This is a genomic window from bacterium (assembly GCA_020444065.1).
GTDB lineage: Bacteria > Sumerlaeota > Sumerlaeia > SLMS01 > JAHLLQ01 > JAHLLQ01.
In genome coordinates this window covers 56,151-81,765 of sequence record JAHLLQ010000007.1, presented here as the reverse complement: position 1 = coordinate 81,765, position 25,615 = coordinate 56,151, and the positions used below count along the sequence as shown (strand labels likewise).

Sequence of the window (25,615 nt, the reverse complement as noted above, 5' to 3'; positions counted from 1 at the left end):
CTCCCTAACGATCCAGGACCTTCCAATCCAACACCGCCGTGGTATCGCTGAAAATCACGGAAATGTCTGCCGACGCTGGCGCAATCTCCGTATTCCCGGCAACATCAGACGCCACCGTGTAAAACTCATAGGTCCCATCGCCCCCCGCGCTCGCAGAGTCAAAGGCAACCGGAGAACTGGAAAACGTCCCTGCACTCGAGAATGCGGAAGCATTCCTGGAGTAGAACAGCTCTACGCTCGCCACACCGCTTCCTCCCGCATTATCGGATGCGGCGAATGTCACCTCGATGATCGCCGACGCCTGAACCAGAGAGCCTGTCGGGCCGGTCGCCGCACTTGTAGGTGCCTGGGTATCCACCCCGGTCCCTGCCAGTGCCACAAGTACGGTCCCGCTGCTCGTGTTGGTCGCGAGGGAAACCTCGCCCGAATAGGGGCCGAGGCCGGGGGGCATGAACTCAACCTCCAGGCTCGTCGTTGTGCCTGCTGTCAGTGGGCTTATCGGCGAGACGCTGAGCGCAAAGGCCCCGCCCCCATCATCGGAAAGCGTTGCCGTGGAAAGAAGATCGGCGTCGCCGGTGTTCCCCAGAACAGTCGCGAGAGATGCGCTCGAACCTCCGAGCTCGATGTCTCCGAAGTTCAATGACGGCGGATTCAACCCAAGCACAGGCATGGTCAGTCCAAGATTCAGCAGAATAGAGACAACATCCGAATCAACGCTCGGCACAACCAGATCCACAAATCCGTCGCCATTGAAGTCGCCCGTTGCCAAGCCGTAAGGTCCGGAATCGACAGCGTAGTTCACCATGGCCGCAAACGTCCCATCGCCGACTCCGCCGCTCCCGTTTCCGAACAGAATAGAGACGTCATCCGAGTTGAAATTGGCCGCTGCCAAGTCGACGATCCCATCGCTATCGAAGTCCCCAGCAACCACGCAATACGGCGAAGGCCCCACACCATAAATGACTTGGCTGGCGAAGGTCCCATCTCCAATTCCTCCAGAGCCATTTCCCAGCAGTACAGAAATGCCTGCTGCCAGAGAATTAGAAACGGCCAGGTCCGCGATACCGTCGTCGTTGAAGTCTCCTGTGATGACATCGAACGCGCCGCTGCCGGCAGCGTAATTCGCAGCCAGGGCGAATGTCCCATCTCCAGTGCCGGAAGCGCCATCTCCCAACAGAACGGAAACATTGCTTGAGTTCGAGTTTGAGACCACGAGGTCGGTGATGTCGTCGCCATTGAAGTCCCCGGTGGCAACAGTCGTCGGACTCGTGCCAGTCCCATATGTACCGCTGGAGGTGAAGGTCCCATCTCCCACGCCCCCGCTGCCGTCACCGAGCAATACGGACAGACTGTTTGCCCCGCTGTTTGTCACGACGAGATCGATAATATCATCGCTGTCGAAATCTCCGGTTGCAATTCCCGCTGGGCCATTCCCTACGGCGTAATTGACGGCCGACCCAAATGTCCCGTCGCCAATCCCACCGCTACCGTTGCCCAACAGCACGGACACATTGCTCGAATTCCCGTTTGCTGCGGCCAGATCCGGGATGCCGTCCCCATCGAAATCTCCGGTCACCAGGGCGACAGGACGATTGTCCGCCCCGTAGTTCACCGCAGTCGAGAACGTCCCATTTCCAACGCCTCCGATCCCATTTCCAAGCAAGATCGAGAGATCATGCGATGTGGCGTTCGCGACAGCCAGATCCGCGATGTTGTCGCCGTTGAAATCCCCGACCACGACATCATAGGGAACGGTCCCCGCGCTGTAGGAGGAGAAAGACGAAAAGCCTCGCCAGTCCTGCGCCCCTGCCTGCGAAGTGGACATCAAGAGGATGACAAGGCATCCCCCCAAGAATGCACATCGAAGAATATTCATCGAGGGCCCCCAACCAAAGAGAGTGCCCTGGCCATGTCGTGTCCCCACCCACTTCCCGCAGATATTCGCTTGGACCGCGGCCCAACCAAGGAAAAATAGGATTCGTATTTTGCTTCAGCGTTGAGCCCCGTAGCTGAATCTGTCAATTCGATTCCCGGAGACCGATAAGCCCAGCATGAACTGCCAGGATCGAGGCGCGCAAGGCGGCGGCCGACCGCAGCCCAACGAAGAGCCTGGGACATTGAGAACGGGCTCTAACCCGCCGCCCCTCTTGACGGCACGGGGGGCGATTCCGCAGGGTTTTTCCTCCGCCGGGACACAATCCCGCCCGGAGCATTTATCGAGGATGAGCTGCCATGAGTACGCCCAGCAATTCGGAAGCTGCCGAAACAAAATCGAGCGGCAAAGACTTCGTCCGCACAAAGGTCGAAGAAGACCGCCGCGCCGGCAAATGGGACGGCCGGGTCGTCACCCGCTTCCCGCCCGAGCCCAACGGCTTCCTGCACATCGGACACGCCAAGTCCATCTGCCTCAACTTTGGAATCGCCGCCGAGTACGGCGGCCGCTGCCACCTGCGCTTCGATGACACGAACCCGACCAAGGAAGAATCCGCCTACGTCGAATCCATCATCCGCGATATCAAGTGGCTGGGCTGGGACTGGGGCGAACACCTCCATTACGCCTCCGACTACTTCGAGCAGCTCTACGAGTGGGCCGTCAAACTCATCGAGATGGGCAAAGCCTACGTCGACGATCTTTCCGCCGAGGAAATCCGCGAGCACCGCGGCACCCTGAAAGAGCCCGGCCGCCCGAGCCCGCACCGCGATCGCAGCGTCGAGGAAAACCTCGACCTGTTCGCTCGCATGCGGAACGGCGAGTTCCCCGATGGCACGCGCACTCTCCGCGCGAAGATCGACATGGCCCATCCGAACCTCAACATGCGCGATCCGGTGCTCTATCGCATTCTGCACGCATCGCATCACCGCACGGGCGACAAGTGGTCCATCTATCCGATGTACGACTTCGCCCACGGACAGTCCGATTCGATCGAAGAGATCACACACTCCATCTGCACGCTCGAGTTCGCCGATCACCGGCCGCTCTATAACTGGTTCCTCGAAACGCTCGAGATTTATCATCCCGAGCAGACGGAATTTGCACGCCTCAACCTGACCTACACCGTAATGAGCAAACGCAAACTGCTCGAGCTCGTCCGCGAAGGTCACGTCAACGGTTGGGACGATCCGCGCATGCCAACCATCTCCGGAATGCGCCGCCGCGGCTATCCCTCCGAGTCGATTCGCAATTTCTGCGATCGTATTGGCGTCGCCAAAGCAAACAGCGTCGTCGACATTCAACTGCTTGAGCATTGCGTGCGCGAGCACCTGAACAAAGTCGCGCCGCGCATCATGGCGGTTACGCGACCGCTGCGTGTCGTCATTGAGAACTACCCCGAGGACAAGGAGGAGTTCCTGGAAGCCGTCAACAACCCCGAAGACGAATCGGCGGGCAAGCGCGGCGTTCCATTCTCGCGGATTCTCTACCTCGAACGCGAGGACTTCATGGAAGATCCGCCGAAGAAATTCTTCCGGCTCGCGCCCGGCCGCGAAGTGCGCCTGCGCTATGCGTACTTCATCACCTGCAACGAAGTCGTGAAGGACGAAAACGGCGAAGTCGTCGAACTGCGCTGCACGTACGATCCGGAAACCCGCGGCGGCGATGCGCCCGACGGGCGCCGCGTGAAGGCAACCCTCCACTGGGTCTCCGCGCGACACGCCCTGCCTGCGGAAGTGCGCATGTACGACAAACTCTTCATGACCGAAGATCCGAACGACGTTCCCGAAGACGGCGATTGGCGCGACAACCTCAATCCCGACTCACTCGAAGTCGTGAAGGAGTGTTACATCGAACCGAGCGTCGCAGGCGCGGAGCCAGAGACGATTTATCAGTTCGAACGTCTTGGCTATTTCTGCGTCGACGCCGACACCTCGTCCGATTGCGCAGTCTTCAACCGCACTGTGCCGCTGCGCGATTCGTGGGCCAAGGCTCAGAAATCGAAGAAGTAAGGAAACCGACCACCGCGTGACGATGAAAGCAACATTGATGGGGACGGGGACATCGACGGGAGTGCCGTCGATCGGTTGCGATTGTCCCACGTGTACGTCCGACGACCCGCGTGACAAACGACTGCGCGCGGGATTGCTAATCCGCGATACCGAAGGCGAAAATCCGCGCGCGTTCCTTGTCGATTGCGGTCCGGATTTTCGCCAACAGGCATTGCATTACAAAATCCAGCGCCTCGACGGATTGCTGCTCACGCACTCGCACTTCGATCATATCGCGGGCATCGACGATTTGCGGATTTATAATTTCCGGCAGAAACAAATGCTGCCCGTGTACGCGCTCGAAAACACGCTGCAGGACCTGTCGCGACGCTACGATTATATTTTCCATCCGCCTCAGAAGGGTGGCGGCGTCGCCTCCCTCGACCTGATCCCCATTGTCGGCCCATTTACATTTCTCGGAATGCGCATCATCCCCCTGCCCGCGAAGCACGGCATCCTCGACATCGTCGGATTCCGCTTTGGCGATTTCGTTTACATGACCGATGCCAGCTACCTGCCTCCCGAGACCATGGACCTGATGCGTGGCTGCAAAACGCTCGTCCTGAACATGCTGCGGCGCAAACCGCACTCCACGCACTTCTGCTTCGACGAAGCCGTCGAAATCGCTCGAGAAATCGGCGCGAAACAAACCTGGTTCATTCACATGGCTCACCAACTCAAACACGCCGAAACTGACGCCGAGCTCCCCGAAGGGATGAACCTCGCATGGGACGGCGTAGAATTTGAATTCGAGTGCGAGTGATTTGCCACAGATTATCAGGATGAACTCAGATCAATCCATAACTTCCGTTCTCCCAAATCCAACATTCATAGCAATGCGCTTTTCTTCTTGTCTTATTGTATCTGAGTTCATCCCATCCATCTGTGGCTAAATCCTCCATGAAACAATACGACGCTCCCAACGCTGACTTGACCCAGAGAATCATCGGGTGCGCGTACCATGTTTCCAACACACTCGGGAGCGGATTCCTTGAGAAGGTCTACGAGAATGCGCTCATGATCGCCCTCGAAAAGGCAAATCTGAAAGCCGAGCAACAGAAGCCCATCGACGTGTATTATGAAGACTTTCTCGTCGGACAGTTCGCCGCGGACATACTTGTTGAAGACGGCGTCATTCTGGAACTGAAGTGTGTCAGTGAACTCGCCAACATCCACACCGCCCAATGCCTAAACTACCTGAAGGCAACCGGCCTCAAGACCTGCTTGCTGCTCAACTTCAACAAAGCGAAAGTCGAAGTGAAACGAGTAAGCCTCTAGACGGGCTTAAAAGATATGCACAGATCAGATCCGCTTCTCATCTGTGTGTCCCCATCTGTGGCAACAAAGAGGTTCCCCATGACGTCATCCCCCCCCAAGATCCTCACCATCGCCGGCAGTGACAGTGGCGGCGGCGCCGGTATCCAGGCCGACCTCAAGACGATTGATGCGCATCGCTGCTACGGCCTCAGCGTCATCACGGCTCTCACAGCGCAGAACACACGCGGCGTGCAGAGCGTCCACGACGTCCCGCGCGAGTTCGTGCGCGAACAACTCGATGCTGTGCTCAGCGACATCGGCTGCGACGCTGCAAAGACCGGCATGCTTTCACAACCCGGCGTGATCGAGGAAGTCGCCGATCGCCTGGCAACCTTCGGAGTCACGAAACTCGTCGTCGACCCCGTGATGATTTCAAAGAGCGGCCATCGCCTGCTCCAGCCCGACGCGATCGGCGCATTGAAGTCGCGCCTGATTCCGATGGCGCGCGTGATCACACCGAACGCACCCGAAGCCGCCGAACTCGTCGGCTTTCCCGTCGAAACCGTCGAAGACGCCCGCCGCGCCGCGACGGCTTTGGCGAAACTCGGCCCGCGCGCTGTCCTCGTCAAAGGCGGACACATTTCCGACCGCGACGAAATGGTCGATGTCTTGTGGGAGCCGTCCGGCATCCGCGAATTCGTCGGCGCTCGCCTTGATGCGCGCCACACGCACGGCACCGGCTGCACCCTCAGCTCCGCCATCGCCTGCGGCCTCGGAATGGGCCTCGAACTCTCCACCGCCGTCGAACGCGCCCGCGATTACCTCATCGGAGCAATAAAGAACGCCTACGAAGTCGGCGGCGGCATCAGCCCCGTCAACCACTTGTGGAACATCCGCTCGGGGGATGCGGGTGTATAGAGTTCACCACGAAGGCACGAAGGACACGAAGAAGAGCGTGGAGATACCATCTGCTCCGCGTGTTGCAGTGAGTAACAAGAATTGGGAGGAAGGAACCATGCAGTTCGATCCGCTTTCCCGCAGAGTCATAGGTTGTGCGATTGAAGTACATCGTGAGTTGGGTCCGGGGTTGCTCGAAAATACATACGAAAACTGCCTGATGCGAGAGTTCGAACTGGCGGGGATTTCGGCCAAGCACCAACTTGCCCTGCCCGTTCGCTACAAAGGCGTCGATATCGACTGTGCCTATCGAATAGACATTCTTGTGGAGGACGAGCTTGTTCTCGAACTCAAGTCCGTGGAAGCGCTCCTTCCGATCCACGAAGCGCAGCTCCTCACATACTTGAAACTAGCCAAGATGCGGACTGGTCTCCTCATAAACTTCAACTCAGAAGTCCTTAAAGATGGGATCAAGAGGCGCGTTCTTTGATTGCTCTTTCTTCGTGCTCTTCCTGCCTTCGTGGTGAATTTATGACAAACCCGCCGCCCGATTCCCCTTTGACAGAGTCCCGCTTCTCCCCCCTTCCTAATTCCCGAACCCTGCAGGCTTCGGCCCGATGGGACAAAGCAACCAAAGGCTGCGACGAGGAAGAGTAGGAAGACGCGGGTCAGAGCACGAGAGAAGGAACCCTTGGCTGTGAGGTTCCTGCCGCCCCGCTTCCGAACTGGCCTCCGAGCCGTCGGCGCGAACGTTTCAAAACGAAGCTACTAGTTCCGGCCGGGATTGGCTCCCCCGTTAGAGGAGTAACGAAGGTTTCCCACCGCACATGCGGGGAAACGAATTCGGGGTGGTACCGCGCAAACTTCGCGCCCCCGACGGTCACACGACTGTCGGGGGCGTTTTCGTTTGAGAGAATGATGAGAGAATCGACCCTCAACCTGCTTCACCTGCTCCTTGGCGGCCTGCGACTCGGCCGGCCGTGAGTAGCGTTTGCGCGGACGCGACCACGGCCAAAATCACCAACACCCCATTCACAGACACAAACAATCGCCCCCCGGAAAACCACCGAAGAGAGGCTTGAATCATGTCGAAGAATAGCTCCGAAGATCGCATCATCATTTTCGATACAACCTTGCGCGACGGCGAACAGTCTCCCGGCTGTAGCATGAACCTGCGCGAGAAACTGGCCGTTGCGCATCAGCTCGCACGCCTCGGCGTCGACGTCATGGAAGCCGGCTTCCCGATCAGCTCGCCCGGCGACTTTGAATCCGTCCACCAGATCGCCAAGACCGTCGGCGTTCAGGACAACGCTCCGACCATCGCCGGCCTGGCGCGCGCTCGCCCCAAAGACATCGAGCGCTGCTGGGAAGCCGTCGCGCCCGCAAACAAACCCCGCATCCATACGTTCATCGCCACGTCGCCGATTCATATGGAGTACAAGCTGCGCATGGAGCCCGCCGCCGTGATCAAGGCCGCCGCCGAGATGGTCGCCCTCGCCCGCTCCCTGTGCGAAGATGTCGAGTTCTCCCTCGAGGACGCCGGCCGCACCGAGTGGCCCTTCATGGTCGAGATCACCCAGGCCGCCATCGAAGCCGGCGCGACGACGATCAACGTTCCTGACACCGTCGGCTACTGCCAGCCGCATCAGTTCGCCGAGCAGATTCGCTACCTGCGCGAAAACTGCCCGAACATCGATCAGGCTATCATCAGCGTGCACTGCCACAACGACCTCGGACTGGCGGTTGCCAACTCACTGGCCGCCGTCGCCGAAGGCGCACGCCAGATCGAATGCACCATCAACGGCATCGGCGAACGCGCCGGCAACGCATCGCTCGAAGAAATCGTCATGAACTTCAAGACGCGCCACGACTCCTTCGGAATCGATACGAAGGTGAACACCGAAGAGATCTACCGCACGTCCCGCCTCGTATCGGACATGACCGGTTCGCGCGTCCAACCGAACAAGGCCATCGTCGGCGCCAATGCCTTCGCGCACGAAGCCGGCATTCACCAGGACGGCGTCCTGAAGCACGCGCAGACCTACGAAATCATGACGCCCGAATCCGTCGGCTGGACCGGCGAAGGCCTCGTCATGGGCAAGCACTCCGGCCGCCACGCCTTCCGCATGCGCGTCCAGGGCCTCGGCTATCATCTCGAAGAGGCGGAATTCGAATCCGCCTTCGAGCGCTTCAAGGAGGTCTGCGACAAGAAGAAGGAAGTCTACGAGGACGACCTGATCGCGCTCGTCGACGAAGTCCTCTACAAGGGCTCTGCGAAGTGGGAACTCTCATCGCTGAACGTCATGTCTGGCACCGGCAAGATTGCAACGGCCACCGTGTGCGTGAACTTCGATGGCGACGAACGTTGTGATGCCGCCATGGGCGACGGCCCCGTCGATGCGACCTTCCAGGCCATCGATCGCATCACCGATAACGACGTGAAGCTCGTCGACTACTCGCTGGAAGCCGTCACCGGCGGACGCGATGCCCTCGGCCGTGTCACAGTCGTTATCGAACGCGAAGGCCAACGCCAGGTCCGCGGCCGCGCCGTCAGCACAGACGTCGTCCTGGCCTCCGCAAAGGCCTACATCAACGCCCTCAACAGCCTGCACGTCCAGGAAAGCCTCGCCGCCCAACGCGGCGAAGAGAGACAAGACGAAGAACCCGCCATGACGCCCTGATCCTGTCCCATCCGTTTCACAAGAAACCAAAGGCCCGCCGCGAAACCGGCGGGCCTTTCTTGCAGGTCACTCTAACAACGAACCATGATCATCAATACAGCGCCCAATCGGAGACGTCAGAGCCACCCATCGAGCCGCCTTCATCAAGCGAGAGGTAGGAGTCAAAGCTACCGAAGGTGAGGAAGAAATCCGGACCCGTACCGACCGGACTCGTGCCAGTGCTGGAGATCACCGTGCGGTTCCCCGTCGCCGGATCAATGCGGAACAGAGTCTCCTCGCCCCCATCGAGCACCAGCAGACTGCCATCGTGAGAGACCGTGATCCCGCGCGGATAGCTGAGCGTTGGGCCGGTTCCCACGGAATTGTTAGCGACATCCACACATGCGCCGGTGTTCGGATCCACGCTCTGGACGTACTCATCAGCCGACGTGATATAGAGCAGGCCATCTATCTCCGAGTAATCCATCCCGTAGGAGCCGCGGAACGTTCCGGTTCCGACACTCGATGATGCGATCATCGTACGTTCGCCGGTCGAAGGATTCACTTGAATGACGCCCGAACCTGGATCTGCGAGATAGATGTTTCCCGCCGATGTGCAGACAACACCGTATGGATAGTAGAGGGTTTCTCCGCTCCCTGTGTTTGGGGTCGAGAGCTCAACGAACGTCCCGGCCGTCAAATCGCCCCGCAGCAGTCCGCGGTTGGTCGGAGTGTCGTAGGTCCCAGTGAACAGGAGTGACCCGTCTTGCTCCTTCGCCAAACCGCCTTTCTGAGTCATGAAGTAGGAAGCCGTGGCGAAGTCGATCAGTTCCACTCGATCGCCGGTATCCGTGTCGAACCGATAGATGCCCGACTCCATCAGACCGATCAGGTTGTCATTGTCCTCCAGGTACACGGCCCGGAGCCCGGAAACAACATCTCCACTCCCAACGCTCGTGGACGCAATCGTGGTGCGATTGCCCGTCGCGGGATCGACCATCAGAACGTAGTCCTGGTGGGCGATGTAAATGGCATAGTCCGGCGGTGTGGCGGCCTGCGAGGCGACTGTCCCGCCAAGCAGCACTGCAGCAACAAAGATACTGGTTCGAGTGAACATCTCACTCCTCCCTGAATTGATCGTGGCGACTGACCAAAGCAGCCTGCCCGCTTCCCCATGTCATTTTGACAAGAGCCAAACAGACAGGAGTAGAGCGCCGCAAGCACAAAGTGCGACATTCGTATATCCCGACCCCTGCCGCGACAGATCCCCTGGCCTCACGGATTGGGTGCTGCGCTTTCGGAAATGCTACTCGTAAAACAGCCAGCCGGCGGCCTTGGTTGGGGCCAAGGTGGTGATGTCCTGCACCAGTCCTACATACAGCGATGTCGAGTCATTCAGAGCTGGACCGCTCCCCACTGGGTCGATCCCGGATCGAGAAATCACCGTGTACGCACCCGTCGCCGGGTCGACCCGGTAGAGCACGTCGTTATTGCCTTCAGTCAGTGCAAGCAGGTCGCCGTTGTCGGCAAGCGCCAGCGCCGTCAATGTCGACGTATTCGGCTCCGGTCCCAAGGGCATCGTGGCGACAACAATGCGATTACCAGTCGAAGGGTTAATCTGCACGATCAGGTTTTCCTCGATGGGAGAGGAACTATAGTCTTCGGCTCCCGCATAGAAGTTGCCATCCTGGGTGGAGTAGACGAGTTTTGTGATCAGCACAAGTCCGCTGCTTCCGAAACCTATCTCCTGGCTACTCAGAACCGTCTCGGTCCCAGTCGCAAGATCGAGTCGCACAAGATACTCTTCACCGACTCCCTTGGCGTAATACGCATCCCCTTCCACAAGGATCATACCGGTGTACTCGCTGACTTCGGGAATAAAGCCCGTCTGATATGTGTAAACCTCTTCAAGAGTGTTGTCCGTCAGGTCGAGCCGATACATTCCAGTGATCCAGTAGCCGGCCTCGGTACCGGAAAACAGTGCAGATGTCGGAGATTCGAGAACTAGTGAGTTGGGGCGGATGTAGACGGAGATGGGGGCGCGCAAGATGACCAATGGCTCCCCGTAGATGTAGTTCACTTCCCCCGAGGTGCGATCTGCCCTCGCCATCCAATCGGGAAAGGCGATCAGCAGGCTCGATTCGTTTTCGATGACGACGTCCGTATAGCCGATATTCTCTGATGGGCTGCCGGGCTCGGCACCTACGAGATAGAAACGGTCTCCGGTGTCGGGATCGATTTGCAGGACACCGGAATCAGTCGTTAAGTAGATGACGCCGCCGATCTCGTCCGGCGGATGGGCTCCAGTGCCAGTGAGTGGCACGCTGATGAGAGGCGCATTCGGATCATCCGTCGTAACTTGAAGAGACGCCGACTTTGCGCCAGACACATTTGGGTCGAAGGTCACGGTTGCACCGATCTGCTGCAAGGGCTCGAGCGGTGCCACGGGGTCGTTCAAAGTCAGAGCGAACTCTCCCGCATCGGCCCCAGTAATCTCGACTTCATTGCCCGTAAACGTCAGGGCTTTAAGACCGTCATTCAGAATTGTCACGTCGACCGGTGCGGCCGGGCCTTCGCCCGGATCCCGAGACCCGTAGTCGATGGCCGCCGGCGAAACCGCCGCGCGCGGAATCTTCTCGCGATAAATCCAGACGGTGCCACCGGTGTACGGAGAGTACCTCGCCACCAGGTCGGCCTTGTTGTCCTCGTTCGTATCGATCCGAATGCCCATCGGACTGACATAACCGTCAATGTTGAAGGGAGCATCGATGGTCAGGAAATGCGTCAGATCCGGAGTCGAATAGAGATATACCTCCTTCAACTCCGGACTGCCGTCGTGATGGACGGAGACGACGAGATCCTCGGAGCCATCGCCGTCGAAGTCGCCGATGTCTGCGTAGGTCTGACCGAAATATCGGATGTTGTCCGGATCCGGATTCTCCAACGAGTCAATCAGCGAACCGTCCGCTCCCGAGTAGAAACGCAGGATTCCTCGTCCGCCCGTCCCCGTAGGTTCTTCATCGTCGGAGCCGATCAGGATGTCCGGTACTGTATCCGAGTTCATGTCCGGCACGGCAATGGAGCGAAGTCCGAAGTCATCCACATTGTCGGCGCTTGGACATTCGAACGTGTAGAGAAGCGCGCCGTCGGCGGGAGAGAAGACGTAGACTCTTCCTGTATCCGGAACTTCTTGAACGTGCTCATTCGCAAAGACGATGATCTCTGGATAGGTATCACTGTTCAGGTCACCGATCCAGTCCAGCGGGTCCAGGCGGGTGTAGTTTTCCGCGTTCGGAGAGTCGATCGTGCGCACCCAGGAGCCGTCGGTTCCGGAGAACACGTAGAGGCGCGGAGGTGTCGATTCGGTTCCATGGGAGCCCACCATAATGTCGGGCACCGAATCCCCCGTCACATCGGGTAAGCCCACGGCGGTCCCGAAGTACCACGTGTCCTGGGGCGTTGGGGCCTCAATCGTGTAGAGAAGCGACCAATCGGAACCCGAATAGACATAAACACGGCCGCCCTTTGTGATTCCATTTCCCTGCTCGCCGACGGCCCCAATGATCAGGTCCGACTTGGTGTCCCCATTCAGGTCTCCAGCGGTCGCCACAAGGCCGAACTGACCGGAGGCCACCGGATTGGGCGATGTGAACTCATGGATGAGTGACCCGTCGGCACCGGAGAAGACGTACGCGCGGCCGACCAGGCTCTCTGGATAGATGTCATCCGAGCTTGCCCCAAGGGCCAGATCGTCGATCCCGTCCCCATCGACGTCTCCCAGATTGCACCCGCTCATGCCTAAAGTTGATTGGGAGACGCCATCCGCCTGAATGACAACATCAGGCGGTATCGCCGGGACAACCGGCGCCAAGAGAACCGTCGCGCCCAGCAGAGCGCAGTGAAGATAATGTGCTTGTTTCATGAAACTCCCCCTCCCGAGAGAATCGCGAAGGAGGAGACGCCGGTACTGCTTCCAGCTTCCTCCCCCTTCCCGACAGAAAGACACTTGTCGCCAGCGATGGCAAACGCAACACAAATTCGAGACCACTCAATTTGATGTTCGACAACCCGCGGGGAGTGCGCAGAGGGAGTTGAGCCAGGCTCAACGGTAGGCAGCGGTGTTGAGATGCCGCTGGCCGCATCATACACACCCACGTCCAATTGACTTTCTGCGAATGGCCCCAATAGGGTCGCCTCTTTCGCGACGGAATGGCGCGTCGTTGCCGCTTGAAAGAGAGAATCGAGGGCATAGGAGTCGAGAACGTGTGGGATTCACTTCTGGCCGACAGGCGAAGGTTCGCGGCCGTGGCCGGCTTGTTGTTGCTGCTCATCGCTGGATTTCAGTTTGGTTTCCTGAGCCATCGCTCCCTGTGGAACGACGAGTTCATTACACTCCGCGTCATCGGCCAGACGCCGCGCGAGGTCATCGCCGAGCGCCTCGCCAGCAACCACGTTCCCGGGTACTTCCTCGGTCTCCAGGCCTGGAGCCACCTTGCCGGCACCAGCGAAACCGCCCTTCGCTTTCCCAGCGCCGTCTTCGCCTTCCTCGGCATCCTCGTCGTCTGGCGCCTGGGCGCCTACCTCTTCGGCGAACGCCTTGGCCTCCTCGTCCTCGCGCTCGCCGGCTTCAACCAGTTCGTTCTTCAGATGGGCACCAATGTCCGCATGTACAGCGGCCTGTACTTCACCGTCGCGTGCTCCCTCTCTGCGCTGATTCGATATCTCGACACCGGAAAGAAACGCTACGCCGTGTACCTGGCGCTGGCGGGAATCCTCGGAATCGCCCTCCACCTGCTGCACGTCTTTGCCATCGGAGCCGGAGCCATCTACGTCGCCGCGCGGTGGAAAACCTTCCGCGATCGACTGATCGGAGCCGCCGCGGGGCTCATCGCGCCGCTCATCATCTGGACCCCGCTCATCGTTGGTTGGGAGAAGGAGCAAACCAAGGTCGGCATCATGGAGTGGGGTGGTTTCAAACTCTACGCCGCGCTCCGCCAGGCCGCTAAACTCTCCCTCGGCGATTATGGCTACGCACATACGGACGTGCTGGATACGGCCTTCGTGATCGCGGCGCTCAGCTTCATCGCTATCTGGATCGCGCGCATTGTCTGGAAGCGCAAAGGCCGCCTCGCGCCAATCGATCGACCGACCACGCACTTCCCGCTGCTGTGGATCTGGTTCCTCGTTCCGCCGATCGGAATCACTCTCGCCAGCATGACCAACAAACAAGACCTCATCGGCCCCGAACGCTACTTCATCTCCATCGCCCCGGCTGCCGTCCTGCTTTTCACCGAAGCCGTCCGCGTCCTCGCCGCCCAGAACCACCGTCGACTCGCCACCGCCGTCGGAACCTGGTTTGTCCTCATCACGCTGGCGGCCACCTTCTTCTACCTCCGCGATCCCGGCTCGGGCCTTCGCGAAGTCGTTCAACATCTTGCCGAACACATCGAGGATGGCGATGTCGTGGTCACCTCCCGCACACGCGCCCGCAGCCGCGCCTTCGAGTACTACGGCCTGCCGGGCAGGCCTGACGCCGAAGCCTACGAGGCCCGCGATTCCGACGAAGCAATGGATCAGTGGTTGCGCGCGAATGCGCCGAAGGATGGTACGCTCTGGATCGTCTACTACGGCGATTGGGAAGACTCCCGTGCCACCGAGGTCCCCGAAGAGACCCCCGACGTCTACGTCCCGCTCGACGACCTTTACATCTACGGCAGCACTGCCGTCCGGCCCTTCCGCGTCCAGTCGACCAACTGACTACCTGTTCAGAACATCGTCCCGCACCGTGTTCGCCTTCTCCTGCACCTGCAGGATCAGATCCTTGCGCATTCCCATTTCCTGCAGAATCTCGCCCAGGTACCGGATCAACAAGTCCACATGTCGATCGTTCAGCCCACGCTCCATCAAATGCGCGTGGCTGGATCGCATATCGCGCCCCGAATAGCCATTCGGCCCGCCCGTCACCATCGAAAGAAACGCCTTCTGCTTCGCGATCTGCGCCTCGACATCCATGCCCTCAAAGAAATGCGCAACCCGCACATCGCTCAGCATCTTGCGATAAAGATGACGCGCCAGTTCCTCCATCACAGGCTCGCCGCCGAGTTGTTCGTAAACTGTGGACATTTTACGCACCTCCTCTGCACATCGAAGGCTGTTATCAGCCGATTCCGATGTTTTCCTAAAGTCGCAGCATAACCCTTGCCGACCCCTGGGACAGCCGACCTCCCTGTTTCGTGCTCGTGCTCGTAATCGTGATCGATCCGCCACCGTCCACGAGGTGACTTGGGCATCCTGCCCAAAAGCCAACCTGCCCACCACGTCCCAGCCGGCAAGCTCACCATACGGCCAAAGCCTCGGGGCTTGAGCAGGGATGCTCAAGTCACCTCAATCGAGTCCGCCAATCGCGCCTCGTACTGCCCCTCGCCCTCAGGGTTGACACTTTTTCCCTCGCGCCCCAAGAACTCCTCCAGAACCACGTTTGTCCCCCTGGGGCCCAGGGCCCATCGGCGTTGACATCGTTTGTCAGGCGGCTCTAGACTCCATGCGCTCTTGACGAGTGATTACCCGATTAGAACGCGGTCACATCACCACTTAGGAACCGAGAACCGAATCGACATGCCGGACAAGTACCAAGATCAGGACGAACTCATCCCCGAGGACCCCAAAGAGCGGGCCGCTGAGGACGAATACCTCAGCAAACTGGCGAACTCCGTCCTGAAGAAAAAGGAATTCCCTTACAAGGACCGCGTCAAAGGCTCCGAGCGCCGACCCGTCGTGCCGGGCGAAACCAATCGCCCCGGACCGGTCCCGCCGGCCCCGAGCCAACCCGCCCCCGCCCGCGAGGAGACCCAGAGCGGCTCCAGCGTCGGCCGCGGCGTCCTGGGCACCGATGGAACCTTCCCCGTCGGCACCATCCTCTACTTCGAGGATGGAGCCATCGGATTCTTCAAAGACCACCGGCACGACAAAGACTACGAAATCGTCTACCAAATGCGCCCCGACGGCCGCATCAAGCCCCAGGGCGTTCCCCTGCATGAATACGAAGTCAAAGCCATCGGCCAACTGCCCCCGGAATTCGTTCTCCGTCTGCAGCGTCGCATGCGGTGGCAGCGTGACGAAGTCGTCTTCCACCTCGACCACTTCGACTACTGCCAGCTCGTTCCGTACATCGTCGACACGGCATCCGACACACAGACCGGCTCCAGCACCACGGTGCCAAAGATGCCTGCTCCGGCGGCCGGTGCTGCCCAGGAAGAAAAGAAACTTGTCCGCGGACGCCGCGTGCGCATCAACTTCGGCAACCAGGAGTGGCACGCCGTCTACTGGGGCCAGGACGAACTCGGCCCCGTCGTCGCGCACAACACCCACCAGCACTGGGCGCTCATGCACCTCGATCTGAATCGCTTCCGCGACAGCCTCGTTATCGGCGATGCCGTCGACGAAGAGACCTACGCTCAGATTGCCGAGGACATCGCGTCCGCGGAATAACCCGCGCCCACGAGCACAATGACCTCAGAAAACCCCGCCTTTCACGACCATCTGATCCGCGTCACCTATCGTGACACCGATCAGATGGGTTTCTCCTATTACGGGAACTACTTCACCTACATGGAGATCGGCCGTACCGAGTACCTGCGTGTTCGCGGCCTTCCCTACGTCCAGCTCGAAGAGAGAGGCCTGCTTCTTCCCGTGCTGCACGCCTCCTGCGACTATCACCGCCCCGGGCGCTATGACGACCTGCTGCGCATTCGCACCTCCGTCGAACAGGCAACCCGCGTTCGCCTCAACCTGCACTACGAAGTCTACTGTGACGCCCGCAACGAACACATCGCCACCGGCAGTACGCGCCACGCCTTCATGAGCCCCGACGGCCGCCCCCGCCGCTGCCCCCAGGAAGTCATCGACACCCTCCTCGGCCCGCCGAACGCATCGAGTTGAAATCGTGTCCCTGGGACCGCCGGGACCGCCGGCTTCCAGCCGGCAACCCCTCCAAAAGACGATAACGAGTTCGAGCACCGCTCCGCTGAGTACGAGTACGCAGGAGACCAATTCGAGGTGACTTGGGCATCCCTGCCCAAGAGCCGGCCCGCAACCCTCGCAGAAATCCACACACCGCTGGGCTTGAGCAAAGATGCTCAAGCTACCGCAGAGCCCCCCTTCGTACTCCTACTCGAAACTCCCATCCCAACAATTCGAGAACGATTACGAGCACCGCTCCGCTGAGTACGAGTACGCAGGAGACCAATTCGAGGTGACTTGGGCATCCCTGCCCAAGAGCCGTCCCGCAACCCTCGCGCACTCCCACTCGATCTTGCCCCAAAAAAGGGGCAACGCCCTGTCCTATACCAGCCCAGGGCGCAAGCCCTGGGATTTCCGCGCGCCCCCACCAAGCGCTGAAAGCGCGGTCCATCCCCCCCAACAAGAACGGGCGGGTGAATCACCCGCCCGCGAATGCAGACAAATCCAAGAGATTGCCACCCACCGTCACGTCGGATGTCGATCGAACCGTTGCCGCAAGCGCCGCTCGCGCTCCTGCTGCACGGCTCGCGCTTCCTCCTCATCCACACGCAGGTCCGCCGAAGCGATCTGCGCGTAGCCCTGCCGGTAGCTCACCTTGAGCTGCAGTTGCGCCAGGACTTGCTCCAGATTCAGCGACTTGCGCGCCGACGCCGGAGGATGCACCTCGAATTGCGTCTTCACATTCTTCGCCAGCCGCTCCGGCTGGAAAGGCTTCGTCAGGTACAGGCTCGCACCCAACTTGTAGCCGTGCTTGATTTCCCGCGCGCTATTCTTTGCAGAAAGAATAATGATGGGCAAATTGCGCGTCGCGTTGCTCTTCTGCAGCATTTCAACAAGCTGGAAGCCTGTGATCTTCGGCATCATCACGTCGAGGATCAGCAAATCCGGCTCAAACACTTCCAGAAGTTCATAGATGTCCATCGGGTTGGAGAGAGTCAGAACATCGTACTCCTCCATCAACGTCAGTCGGATCAGTTCGAGGGTGTCTTCGTTATCATCAACGGCCAGAATGCGATAGCGCTGCGCCATGATCGTCCGCCGCCTCGGTAGAAGTGTCGTGCTTCCCCATTCGGTCTCCCTACGTTCCACTCAAGACGCTTCGGTGTTGGTTGTCAATCCTTGTGCTCGGCGGACGGCGGCACTTCTGTCACAGAAAATGTGCAATAATGCCCGGATCAGGCCCGGAATTGGCTTCCTTGACTGGCCATACAGTAAACTCGCAATTCCCCTAATATCAATGGAGCGGCCCGTCACCACGACGGGCCGCTGTTTCTTCTCGACCTTCTGCCCTCATGAAGGCTCCGCTCGGTTCCTCGTAAAAAAAACGGAGAAACTTTCCAACCAAACGTCCCGCTCGAACACTTACATGGTGAACGGGACAAAAATAGCGGCAGAAGTCCCGAAACAGGACACCGTACCATGGCCAAATCCCCAACAACGGACGAGCAAAGCCGGAAGCAGCTCCTGGCCCGCGCCGTCGAAGGCGACACCAAAGCCTTCTGGAAGCTCGTCCGCCCCTGCGAACGCACCATTCACGCGGTCGCATACGGCGTTACCGGGGATCCGGAGATGACCCGAGACATCGCGCATGACACCTTCGTCCGCGCCTTCTCGACTCTGGGAAATCTGCGATCCGAATCGCGCCTTTCCAGTTGGCTCTACTCCATGGCCCGCAACATCGCCCACGAGCACCTGCGCAAAGCCGAACGCGGCCGCCGCGCCCTGGCCAATCAGCCCGCGCCGGAGGTCATCTCCGTGCCAGAGATGCTCGTGGAAAAGGAACGTCTCCGACAGCTCGAAGAAGCCCTCCACAGCCTCCCCGAGCCCCACCGCGTCGTTCTTGGCCTGAAGTACATGAACAACATGTCCTGCCGGGAAATCGCCGATGCACTCGACATCGGCCTCGAAGCCGCCAAATCCCGCCTGTTCGAAGCCCGCAAAGTCTTGCGGGCGCGCATGGAGGCCGCCGATCGAACGGCCGCCACCGATCCCGCGCAACACACGCGCGGCGTACAGAAAGGCAACGGCGGGTGATGACGCTCGCCGGGGAGTTTCTCCAATGATGACTCGTAACGAAGCCGAAAACCGAATCCTCGAATTCCTCGAAGGCGAACTCACGCCCGACGAGGAACGCGAACTCATGGCCGAAGTCGAGGCCAACGAAGAATACAAAGACCTGCTCGAACAATACCGCCGCCAGGATCGAGAACTGGCCGCGTTCTTTGGCGCCGCGGAAGAAACGCTGGCCGAGTCGGCCGACCGGCCCGATCTCTCTGCGCTTCCCGTCGCACGCACCACGCGCGAACCCGCGAAGGTTCGCCCGATTTCACGCTGGATGGCGATCGCCGCATGTGCGGCACTTCTGATCGCCGTCGGCACATACGTGATTCTGCCCTGGGGTAACGGCGGCGCCGTCGAACGCGTCCTGGCATCCCAAGGAACCGTGCAGGCATTCGAGGCCGAGGGCATTCGCTCCCTTGCCGGAGAGGATCGCCTGCCGGCCACAACGCAGCGCCTGAAGACCGCCAACGACGGCTACCTGCAGTTGGCCCTCGCCAACAACACCGGCAGCGTCGAGCTCAACGCTAATTCCCTCGTCCGTCTTGCCGGCTCGAAGAACAAGCCGCAGTTCGAACTCGAGCGCGGCGAACTCTTCGTCGCGAATAACGCCGCGAAAGAGTCTGCCCGTCCGGTGCGCGTCGATACGCGCGAATTCCGCGTCGAATCCGACGGCGGAACCTTCAGTGTCGTCCGCGGCCTTCGCGGTGCCGAAGTCGCCGTCGCCAGCGGAAACGTCGAAGTCATCCAGGCCGGCGTCGTGAAAAAACTCGGCGCGGGTGAATCCTACAGCAGCGAGAAAGCCCGCCCGATTCCCGTCGATCGACGCATTGCATGGACATCCGCCGGCGCAACCGCCATGAACGCGGACGAGCCGACGCTCGTCGCAGAACTGCCCGACGCCGATGCCGCTGCCACAACGTCTGCTGCCACGATGAGTTCGATCGATGAGATCGTCTCGCCCTACGGCCAAGGCGTTGCTCTCACAACCGACTATCTGCCGGAAGACACGATCGTGCTGGTCGAGATTCCGAGCATCGCGCATCTCATCGGTCCGACCGGCACCGAGTCTCTCGCGGACGTCATCACCGAAGAAACTATCCGCACCTTCATCGATCGCCTCAGCGAAGTTGAAATCGACGAAGAATCCGCCGAGCAATTCGCAACGGGATTGGGGACCGCTCTTCGCAGTCCCGATGTGCAGACGGTTCTGAAAGCACTCAAAGGCTCCGTCAGTCTCGGCGTGGGCGAAAACGGCGCCGTCCTGATCACCGATGTGCGCTCCGATGCGGCTGCTGTTGAAGAAGTCATCAACGGCAAGCTCGTGCCCCTTCTGAGCCTGCTGCAGATGGGAAACGAACAAGTCAGCGCGCGCGTTGAGAACGGCTTCCTGATCATCGCTATCCAGAACGCCGCGTTCCTCGAAAGCCTCGAAGCCATCCGCACCGACACGCCGACCGACTTCGCCTACTCGCCCTTCGTGCTCGATCTTCGCAATACGTCGCCGCACAGCACCATCACGGGAGCAGTCAACGTCGCGGGTATCAATCAGCTGATGCTCGAACACGACAGGACCTACGGCGATCGCGCCGCGGTCGCCATGCAGCGCTTCGGTCTCGACAACATGCGCGCCATCATCGGCGCCACCGACTTCGGCGATCAGGCAGACAACCAGGCCGTTCGCGTGACCTTCGATGGTGAACGCCACGGCATGGTGGGTTGGCTGGACGAACCGGGGGCGATGGGGTCCATCCAATTCTTCTCGCCCGATACGCACGCGCTGCTTGCTATGAAAGTCCAATCGCCAGAAGTTATGCTTGAGGAAGTCTTCGGTTGGCTTCGCAGCGAAAACAAGAACTTCGACGCGGTCGACCAGTCCGCCGAAGCCGAACTCCTCCGCATGGTCGCCGCAACGCTCGGAAACGAAGCTGCCATCGGCCTCGACAACCCGCTGCTGCCGATTCCCAACGTCAAGGTCGCCATCGAAGTGCTCGACCCGATCGCCTTCCACAACGCGATGCTGGACCTGATCGACCTGATGGCAACCTCCGGCGATTCGCAGCTCGAGAAGGTGCAAGTACGCTCCGAGAGCTACCGCGGCCATCTCGTCGTGTCCTTTGAATATCCCGGTGCCCCGTTCGGTATCAGCTACGCCGTCATCGACGACTACGTCATCTTCGGCCCCGGCGCGGCCTTCGTGAAGAACACGATCGAAATGTCTGAAGACGGCCGGTCGCTCGAAAACGAGTATGCATTCACGAGCAGCCTGCCCGCCAAGAGCGGTTCGCACGTTTCCATGCTGCTCTACCAACCGTTCTCGAAGTCGGCCAAGGAAGTCGCGCCGTTGCTCCAGAAACTCGGCGTCCAGGGAATCGAAGACCTCGTCGACCTGGCGGAAGGAAGTGAGAACGAAGCGCTCGTCGCCTACGCCATCGCTGAAGACAACAGCGTCGACTTCTTCGTCGAAGGCTTCCGCGTCGGCGACCTCGAAATGACCGGCTGGATCCCCGCCGTCGCCGATTGGTACAAACCCATCGAGTAACAGAATGCACCACGAAGGCACGAAGATGAGAAGGAATGAGAAGTGATGGAAATCGAACACCAGCGAACTCCAGTTAGTACTTCTTCGTGCACTTCGTGCCTTCGTGGTGATTCCGAATAGGAGAACACCGTGTTTGTAGAACTCGACAACCTCGTCGTCAAATACGGCAGCAACGAAGTCCTGCGCGGCATGACCACCGTTCTGGATGGAAAGTCAGTCGGCTTGCTCGGGCCTAACGGCGCGGGCAAGTCGACCCTCATCAAGACCCTGATGGGGTTTATCAAACCGACTCGTGGCAGCGCGCGCGTGCTCGGCTACGACGTTCGCACGCAGGCAATGAAGATTCGGCAGAACATCGGCTACATGCCCGAACACGAAGCCTACATCCACGGCCTGTCCGCCGTGCGATTGTTGCGCTACGTCGGCGAACTTGCCGGGCTGCCTCCGCGCGCCGCCATGGAGCGCGCGCACGAAGTGCTCTACTATGTCGGCATGGGCGAACAACGTTACCGTTCCGTCGAGACACTGTCGCTCGGTAACCAGCAACGCGTTAAACTCGCCCAGGCCCTCGTGCATGGCCCGAAGGTCCTTGTGCTCGACGAACCGACGAACGCGCTCGATCCGGAAGGCCGCGACGAAATGCTGCGCCTGATTCGCGACATCGGCGAGATCTCCGGCAGTCACGTCATCATGTGCTCGCACATTCTGCACGACATCGAATTCTGCTGCGATTCCGTCACGGTCATCAACAAGGGCCACGTCGTCCTGAACGGCAAGATCGCGGAACTTCGCAAGGAATACCTCAACACCTACGACGTGCGGCTCGAAGGAGACTCCGAACGCTTCATGGGCGCCGTCGCATCCATGGGCTGGAACTGCAACGAAGACGTTACGGGCGTAATTCGTGTGCATCTGCCCGAAGGCGAAGGAACGCGATCGCTCTTCCAGATTGCGCGCGATCTCGACGTTCAGATTCGCCACTTCCACTTCAAGAAGGATTCGCTCGAGGACATTTTCGTCAGCGCCATCGAGGAATCGGAAAGCGTCGCCAATGCCCGTACATGAGATACGATATCGCGCCTACGAAGGCCCGCTCCTGCCCCAGGTTCTTCGCCTGGCCGCTGTTCCCACGTACTCCTTCCGTGCGGTCTTCACGAAGTACGTCGCGACGGTCCTGTTTGGCCTCGGCGTCGTCGCCCTGATCGGCATGACGTGCTACTTGTACGTGACAAACAACTTCCTGCTGCGCCAGACCTTGAATCTTTCCAACATGCCGCTGGTCGATTGGAAGAACCTCATCGCGCGCCTGCTCTACATTCAAATCTGGCCCTGCATCTTTATCACCGTCCTGACGGCGCCACGCATGATCGCGCCCGAACTCGCGCACCACGCACTTCCCATCATCTACAGTCGACCGATCACGCGAACCGGCTACATCCTGGGCAAAGTCTCCGCCTCCGCCGGCATGCTGAGCTTCCTCACATGGTTCCAGGTCATCATCCTCGCAATCCTTATGATGTTCATCTATCCGAATACCGCGGAGATCTTCGACAGCATTCTCGGCGACACAATCCCAACGGTCTTCGCCGCCGTTCTTTCCGGGCTGGCAATTGCGATCACGATCTCACTGATTGGATTAGCATGTTCTGCCGCCACAAAGAATCGCGCCTTTGCAGGCATCCTTTTCCTTACCGTCTACTTCGGCTCCGGAGCACTGTCCGCGTTCGCCGGCGAGATTTTCCACAACGATCGCATGTACTTCGGACTTGTTGATACCCTTTATGACCTGCCCGCTGTCTTCATTCTAGGCGATTCCGATCGTTCTCCGTTCTGGGTCGTCTTCGGCATCGCAATCTGGTGGGTCATTTCGCTCGTATTCCTGCACTGGCGGCTGCGTCCCGTCGAAGTCCATAGGGGGTAACCACGTGAGCGCATCTGCAATGATCGAACTGAACGACGTCTCTCGCTGGTACGGCGAAGTCATCGGCGTCAACCGCGTCACGGCGACCCTGCGCCCCGGCATCACGGGACTGCTCGGACCGAACGGCGCCGGCAAATCGACTCTGATGAACCTGCTGACCGGGATGATTCATCCCAGCCAGGGAACCGTCCTCATGTACGGCGAACCCGTGTGGGGGAACGCTGCGATGATGCACCGGCTCGGCTACTGCGCGCAGACGGATTCCTTCTACGAGAAATTCAGCGCGCGCGACTTCATCGAATCGCTGCTTCTTCTGCGCGGCTGGATGAAGTCCCGTGCCCGAGCCGCCGCCATTCACTCACTCGAACAGCTCGGCATGGCCCAGTACATGAACCGCCGAATCCAGAGCTACAGCAAGGGCATGCGCCAGCGCGTCAAAGTCGCTCTGGCACTCGCGCACAATCCCGAGATTCTCGTCCTGGACGAACCGCTCAACGGACTCGATGCGGTCGGCCGGCACGAGATGATGGGACTGATCCGCCAGTTCGGCAAAGAAGGCCGCAACGTCATCATCAGCAGCCACGTCCTGCACGAAATCGGCGCGATGACGAACAATATCCTGATGATGAGCGGCGGATACCTGCTTGCCGAAGGCGACATCCGCGAAGTCCGCCAGGGCCTCAAGAGCCACCCCCACCAGATTCTCATTCGTTGCACAAACCCACGCCAAGCGGCCGTTTTCTTCCTGGAACAAGAATCCACCTTGAGCGCCCGCGTAGAGGAGCTAGATCATGCCGTCATCGTCGAGACTCGCGACGTCGATCGATTCTACGATCAACTCAACACCCTTGTCCTCGACCGCGGACTGGGGATCAGCTACGTCTCCGTCGCCGACGAGAACATCTCCAGCATCTTCGGGTACCTCAGTGCAAGCGGTGGAAAATCAGAATAACATGGAGGGCGTGTCCCGCTCTCGCCAGCTCCTCGCCCTGCTGCGGCTGACAATCCGCCGCGGCATGCGCGGACGCTTCTTCTGGGGCACGCTCATCCTCGCTGGACTTCCCGTCATGATCATCCTGGCAAGAACGATCGTCCTGCTCGTTCTGTCGCGGCTCTCCTTTGCCGATCCGCTCCCACTGATTGGCGGCGAGAGCGCGCACTCCTCCGAAACAATCGACAGCATGCAGTACATGCTCGTCGTCGGCTACATGCACTTCTCCGTGATCTTTGCGGCCATCATGTTTGGCAAGTCCGCTCTACGCGAAGAATTCAACGAGCAAACGCTCCACTATCTGTTCCTGCAACCGATCCCGCGATGGTTGATTCTTGCCGGCAAATACCTTGGCTTCCTGATCATCGCGTGGCCGATCTTCATGCTCGCTCTCACCACCGCGCAAATCCTCGCCGTCCTCCCCTTCGGCCTCGATGGAATGTACTCGGTCCTGATCGAGCGCGGTCGACTCCTGGCACTCGTACGAGAGTTCTTTGTCATCGGCCTTTCCCTCGCCGTGTTCTCAGCGCTGTTCCTGGCACTCAGCACCGTGTTCAAGAACGTCTTCGACGCGCTGTTCATCTACGGATGGGAAACGGCGTCCAGCCTGCTACCGACCGTGCTGAAGAACTTCTCGCTCACGTTCTACTTCACTCACTTGCTGCCTCAGCAAGCCGCCCGCCGCACGGCCACCTTTGAGATCCTCGCCGAACCGCCCGGCGCCATCCAGACCACCATCGTCCTTGCCACTGTCCTCATCGCCTCCCTCGCCTTCAGCTTCTGGATGATGACAAGAAAACAGTGTATCTATAGCACGGACTAAGAACAGCCCTTCCATACTCGTACACGTACTCGTACTCGTACTCGATAGCCCAAAGACCGAGTGCGAGTACGAGTGCCGCTTCGCTGAGCACGAGTACGCCAGATCGCTGAGACCGCCAATCCCCGTGCTCGTGCGCGTCATCGTAATCGAAGACGTCCCAAAACCCATCCGACCGGCAAACGCCCCTGGGGCTTGAGCAGAGATGCTCAAGTCACCTCGATTCACGCTCCCTTCCCATTTCGTACTCGTACACGTACTCGAACTCGTACTCGACACCGATTACGAGAATCGCTCCGCTGAGCACGAGCACGCGCGCCAGACATCCCCCTCCCCCTCGCCCCCAGGGCGTTCTGGTTTCGTCAAGATAGAGGCGCGCAAGGCGGATGGAGAGGGAGCGTACTCCAGTACGTGACCGAACCGAACCAGCCGACCGCCGCGCAACGAAGAGATTGGCGCAACCAGGACG

20 protein-coding genes are annotated in these 25,615 nt (G+C 59.7%); 15 read left to right on the top strand and 5 right to left on the bottom strand.

From position 1 onward, the window contains the following. Nucleotides 1-4 precede the first annotated feature (4 nt). Nucleotides 5-1,828 (bottom strand): VCBS repeat-containing protein, encoded by a 1,824-nt coding sequence (locus KQI84_16135; protein MCB2156404.1) that lies wholly within the window; start codon nt 1,826-1,828, stop codon nt 5-7. A 404-nt stretch (nt 1,829-2,232) separates the two neighbouring features. Here KQI84_16135 and KQI84_16130 point away from each other — a divergent pair, with 404 nt between their 5' ends. The 6 genes from KQI84_16130 (at nt 2,233) to KQI84_16105 (ending at nt 8,816) form a co-directional block, all read left to right on the top strand. Then, nucleotides 2,233-3,942, top strand: coding sequence for a glutamine--tRNA ligase/YqeY domain fusion protein (locus KQI84_16130; protein MCB2156403.1), 1,710 nt, complete (start codon nt 2,233-2,235; stop codon nt 3,940-3,942). Nucleotides 3,943-3,958: 16 nt separating this feature from the next. Further along, nucleotides 3,959-4,744: an MBL fold metallo-hydrolase gene (locus KQI84_16125; protein ID MCB2156402.1), complete on the top strand. Its 786-nt coding sequence runs from the start codon at nt 3,959-3,961 to the stop codon at nt 4,742-4,744. A gap of 137 nt (nt 4,745-4,881) precedes the next feature. Further along, nucleotides 4,882-5,259, top strand: coding sequence for a GxxExxY protein (locus KQI84_16120; GenBank protein MCB2156401.1), 378 nt, complete (start codon nt 4,882-4,884; stop codon nt 5,257-5,259). Nucleotides 5,260-5,337: 78 nt separating this feature from the next. Further along, nucleotides 5,338-6,156, top strand: a complete 819-nt coding sequence (gene thiD / locus KQI84_16115; GenBank protein MCB2156400.1) for a bifunctional hydroxymethylpyrimidine kinase/phosphomethylpyrimidine kinase — start codon at nt 5,338-5,340, stop codon at nt 6,154-6,156. Nucleotides 6,157-6,253: 97 nt separating this feature from the next. Continuing rightward, nucleotides 6,254-6,625, top strand: coding sequence for a GxxExxY protein (locus KQI84_16110; GenBank protein ID MCB2156399.1), 372 nt, complete (start codon nt 6,254-6,256; stop codon nt 6,623-6,625). A 595-nt stretch (nt 6,626-7,220) separates the two neighbouring features. Beyond that, nucleotides 7,221-8,816 carry a 2-isopropylmalate synthase gene (locus tag KQI84_16105; GenBank protein MCB2156398.1) on the top strand — a complete coding sequence of 532 codons (1,596 nt, stop codon included), beginning with the start codon at nt 7,221-7,223 and terminating at the stop codon, nt 8,814-8,816. 91 nt (nt 8,817-8,907) lie between these two features. On the opposite strand, the gene KQI84_16100 is transcribed toward KQI84_16105, so the two are convergent. Continuing rightward, nucleotides 8,908-9,912 carry a hypothetical protein gene (locus tag KQI84_16100; protein MCB2156397.1) on the bottom strand — a complete coding sequence of 335 codons (1,005 nt, stop codon included), beginning with the start codon at nt 9,910-9,912 and terminating at the stop codon, nt 8,908-8,910. 189 nt (nt 9,913-10,101) lie between these two features. After that, nucleotides 10,102-12,717 carry an FG-GAP repeat protein gene (locus KQI84_16095; GenBank protein ID MCB2156396.1) on the bottom strand — a complete coding sequence of 872 codons (2,616 nt, stop codon included), beginning with the start codon at nt 12,715-12,717 and terminating at the stop codon, nt 10,102-10,104. Between the two features lie 341 nt (nt 12,718-13,058). Between KQI84_16095 and KQI84_16090 the strand changes: the two genes are divergently transcribed. After that, nucleotides 13,059-14,552, top strand: coding sequence for a glycosyltransferase family 39 protein (locus KQI84_16090; protein ID MCB2156395.1), 1,494 nt, complete (start codon nt 13,059-13,061; stop codon nt 14,550-14,552). Here KQI84_16090 and KQI84_16085 read toward each other — a convergent pair whose 3' ends face one another. Beyond that, the gene (locus tag KQI84_16085) at nt 14,553-14,918 is read right to left on the bottom strand and encodes a group 1 truncated hemoglobin (GenBank protein MCB2156394.1); all 366 of its coding nucleotides are present in this window, start codon (nt 14,916-14,918) and stop codon (nt 14,553-14,555) included. Between the two features lie 492 nt (nt 14,919-15,410). Between KQI84_16085 and KQI84_16080 the strand changes: the two genes are divergently transcribed. Together KQI84_16080 and KQI84_16075 are read left to right on the top strand one after the other, a co-directional pair. After that, entirely contained in the window at nt 15,411-16,283 is an 873-nt protein-coding gene (locus KQI84_16080; GenBank protein MCB2156393.1) for a hypothetical protein, read from the top strand. Between the two features lie 18 nt (nt 16,284-16,301). Continuing rightward, the gene (locus KQI84_16075; protein ID MCB2156392.1) at nt 16,302-16,733 is read left to right on the top strand and encodes an acyl-CoA thioesterase; all 432 of its coding nucleotides are present in this window, start codon (nt 16,302-16,304) and stop codon (nt 16,731-16,733) included. A 546-nt stretch (nt 16,734-17,279) separates the two neighbouring features. Here the strand turns inward: KQI84_16075 and KQI84_16070 are convergent. Beyond that, nucleotides 17,280-17,903: a response regulator gene (locus tag KQI84_16070; protein MCB2156391.1), complete on the bottom strand. Its 624-nt coding sequence runs from the start codon at nt 17,901-17,903 to the stop codon at nt 17,280-17,282. A gap of 330 nt (nt 17,904-18,233) precedes the next feature. Here KQI84_16070 and KQI84_16065 point away from each other — a divergent pair, with 330 nt between their 5' ends. The 6 genes from KQI84_16065 to KQI84_16040 all read left to right on the top strand — a co-directional run bounded on the left by KQI84_16065 (nt 18,234) and on the right by KQI84_16040 (nt 25,149). After that, entirely contained in the window at nt 18,234-18,848 is a 615-nt protein-coding gene (locus tag KQI84_16065) for an RNA polymerase sigma factor (GenBank protein MCB2156390.1), read from the top strand. Between the two features lie 25 nt (nt 18,849-18,873). Then, nucleotides 18,874-21,414, top strand: a complete 2,541-nt coding sequence (locus KQI84_16060; protein MCB2156389.1) for a FecR family protein — start codon at nt 18,874-18,876, stop codon at nt 21,412-21,414. Nucleotides 21,415-21,543: 129 nt separating this feature from the next. Next, a complete protein-coding gene (locus KQI84_16055; protein MCB2156388.1) occupies nt 21,544-22,479 on the top strand; it encodes an ABC transporter ATP-binding protein in 936 nt (311 codons plus the stop codon). Beyond that, a complete protein-coding gene (locus KQI84_16050) occupies nt 22,466-23,335 on the top strand; it encodes a hypothetical protein (GenBank protein MCB2156387.1) in 870 nt (289 codons plus the stop codon). Before KQI84_16055 ends, KQI84_16050 begins: the two co-directional genes overlap by 14 nt. A gap of 4 nt (nt 23,336-23,339) precedes the next feature. Then, on the top strand, nt 23,340-24,287 hold the full coding sequence (locus KQI84_16045; protein ID MCB2156386.1) for an ABC transporter ATP-binding protein: 948 nt from the start codon (nt 23,340-23,342) through the stop codon (nt 24,285-24,287). Between the two features lie 10 nt (nt 24,288-24,297). Next, nucleotides 24,298-25,149 carry an ABC transporter permease gene (locus KQI84_16040; GenBank protein ID MCB2156385.1) on the top strand — a complete coding sequence of 284 codons (852 nt, stop codon included), beginning with the start codon at nt 24,298-24,300 and terminating at the stop codon, nt 25,147-25,149. Nucleotides 25,150-25,615: the final 466 nt, after the last annotated feature.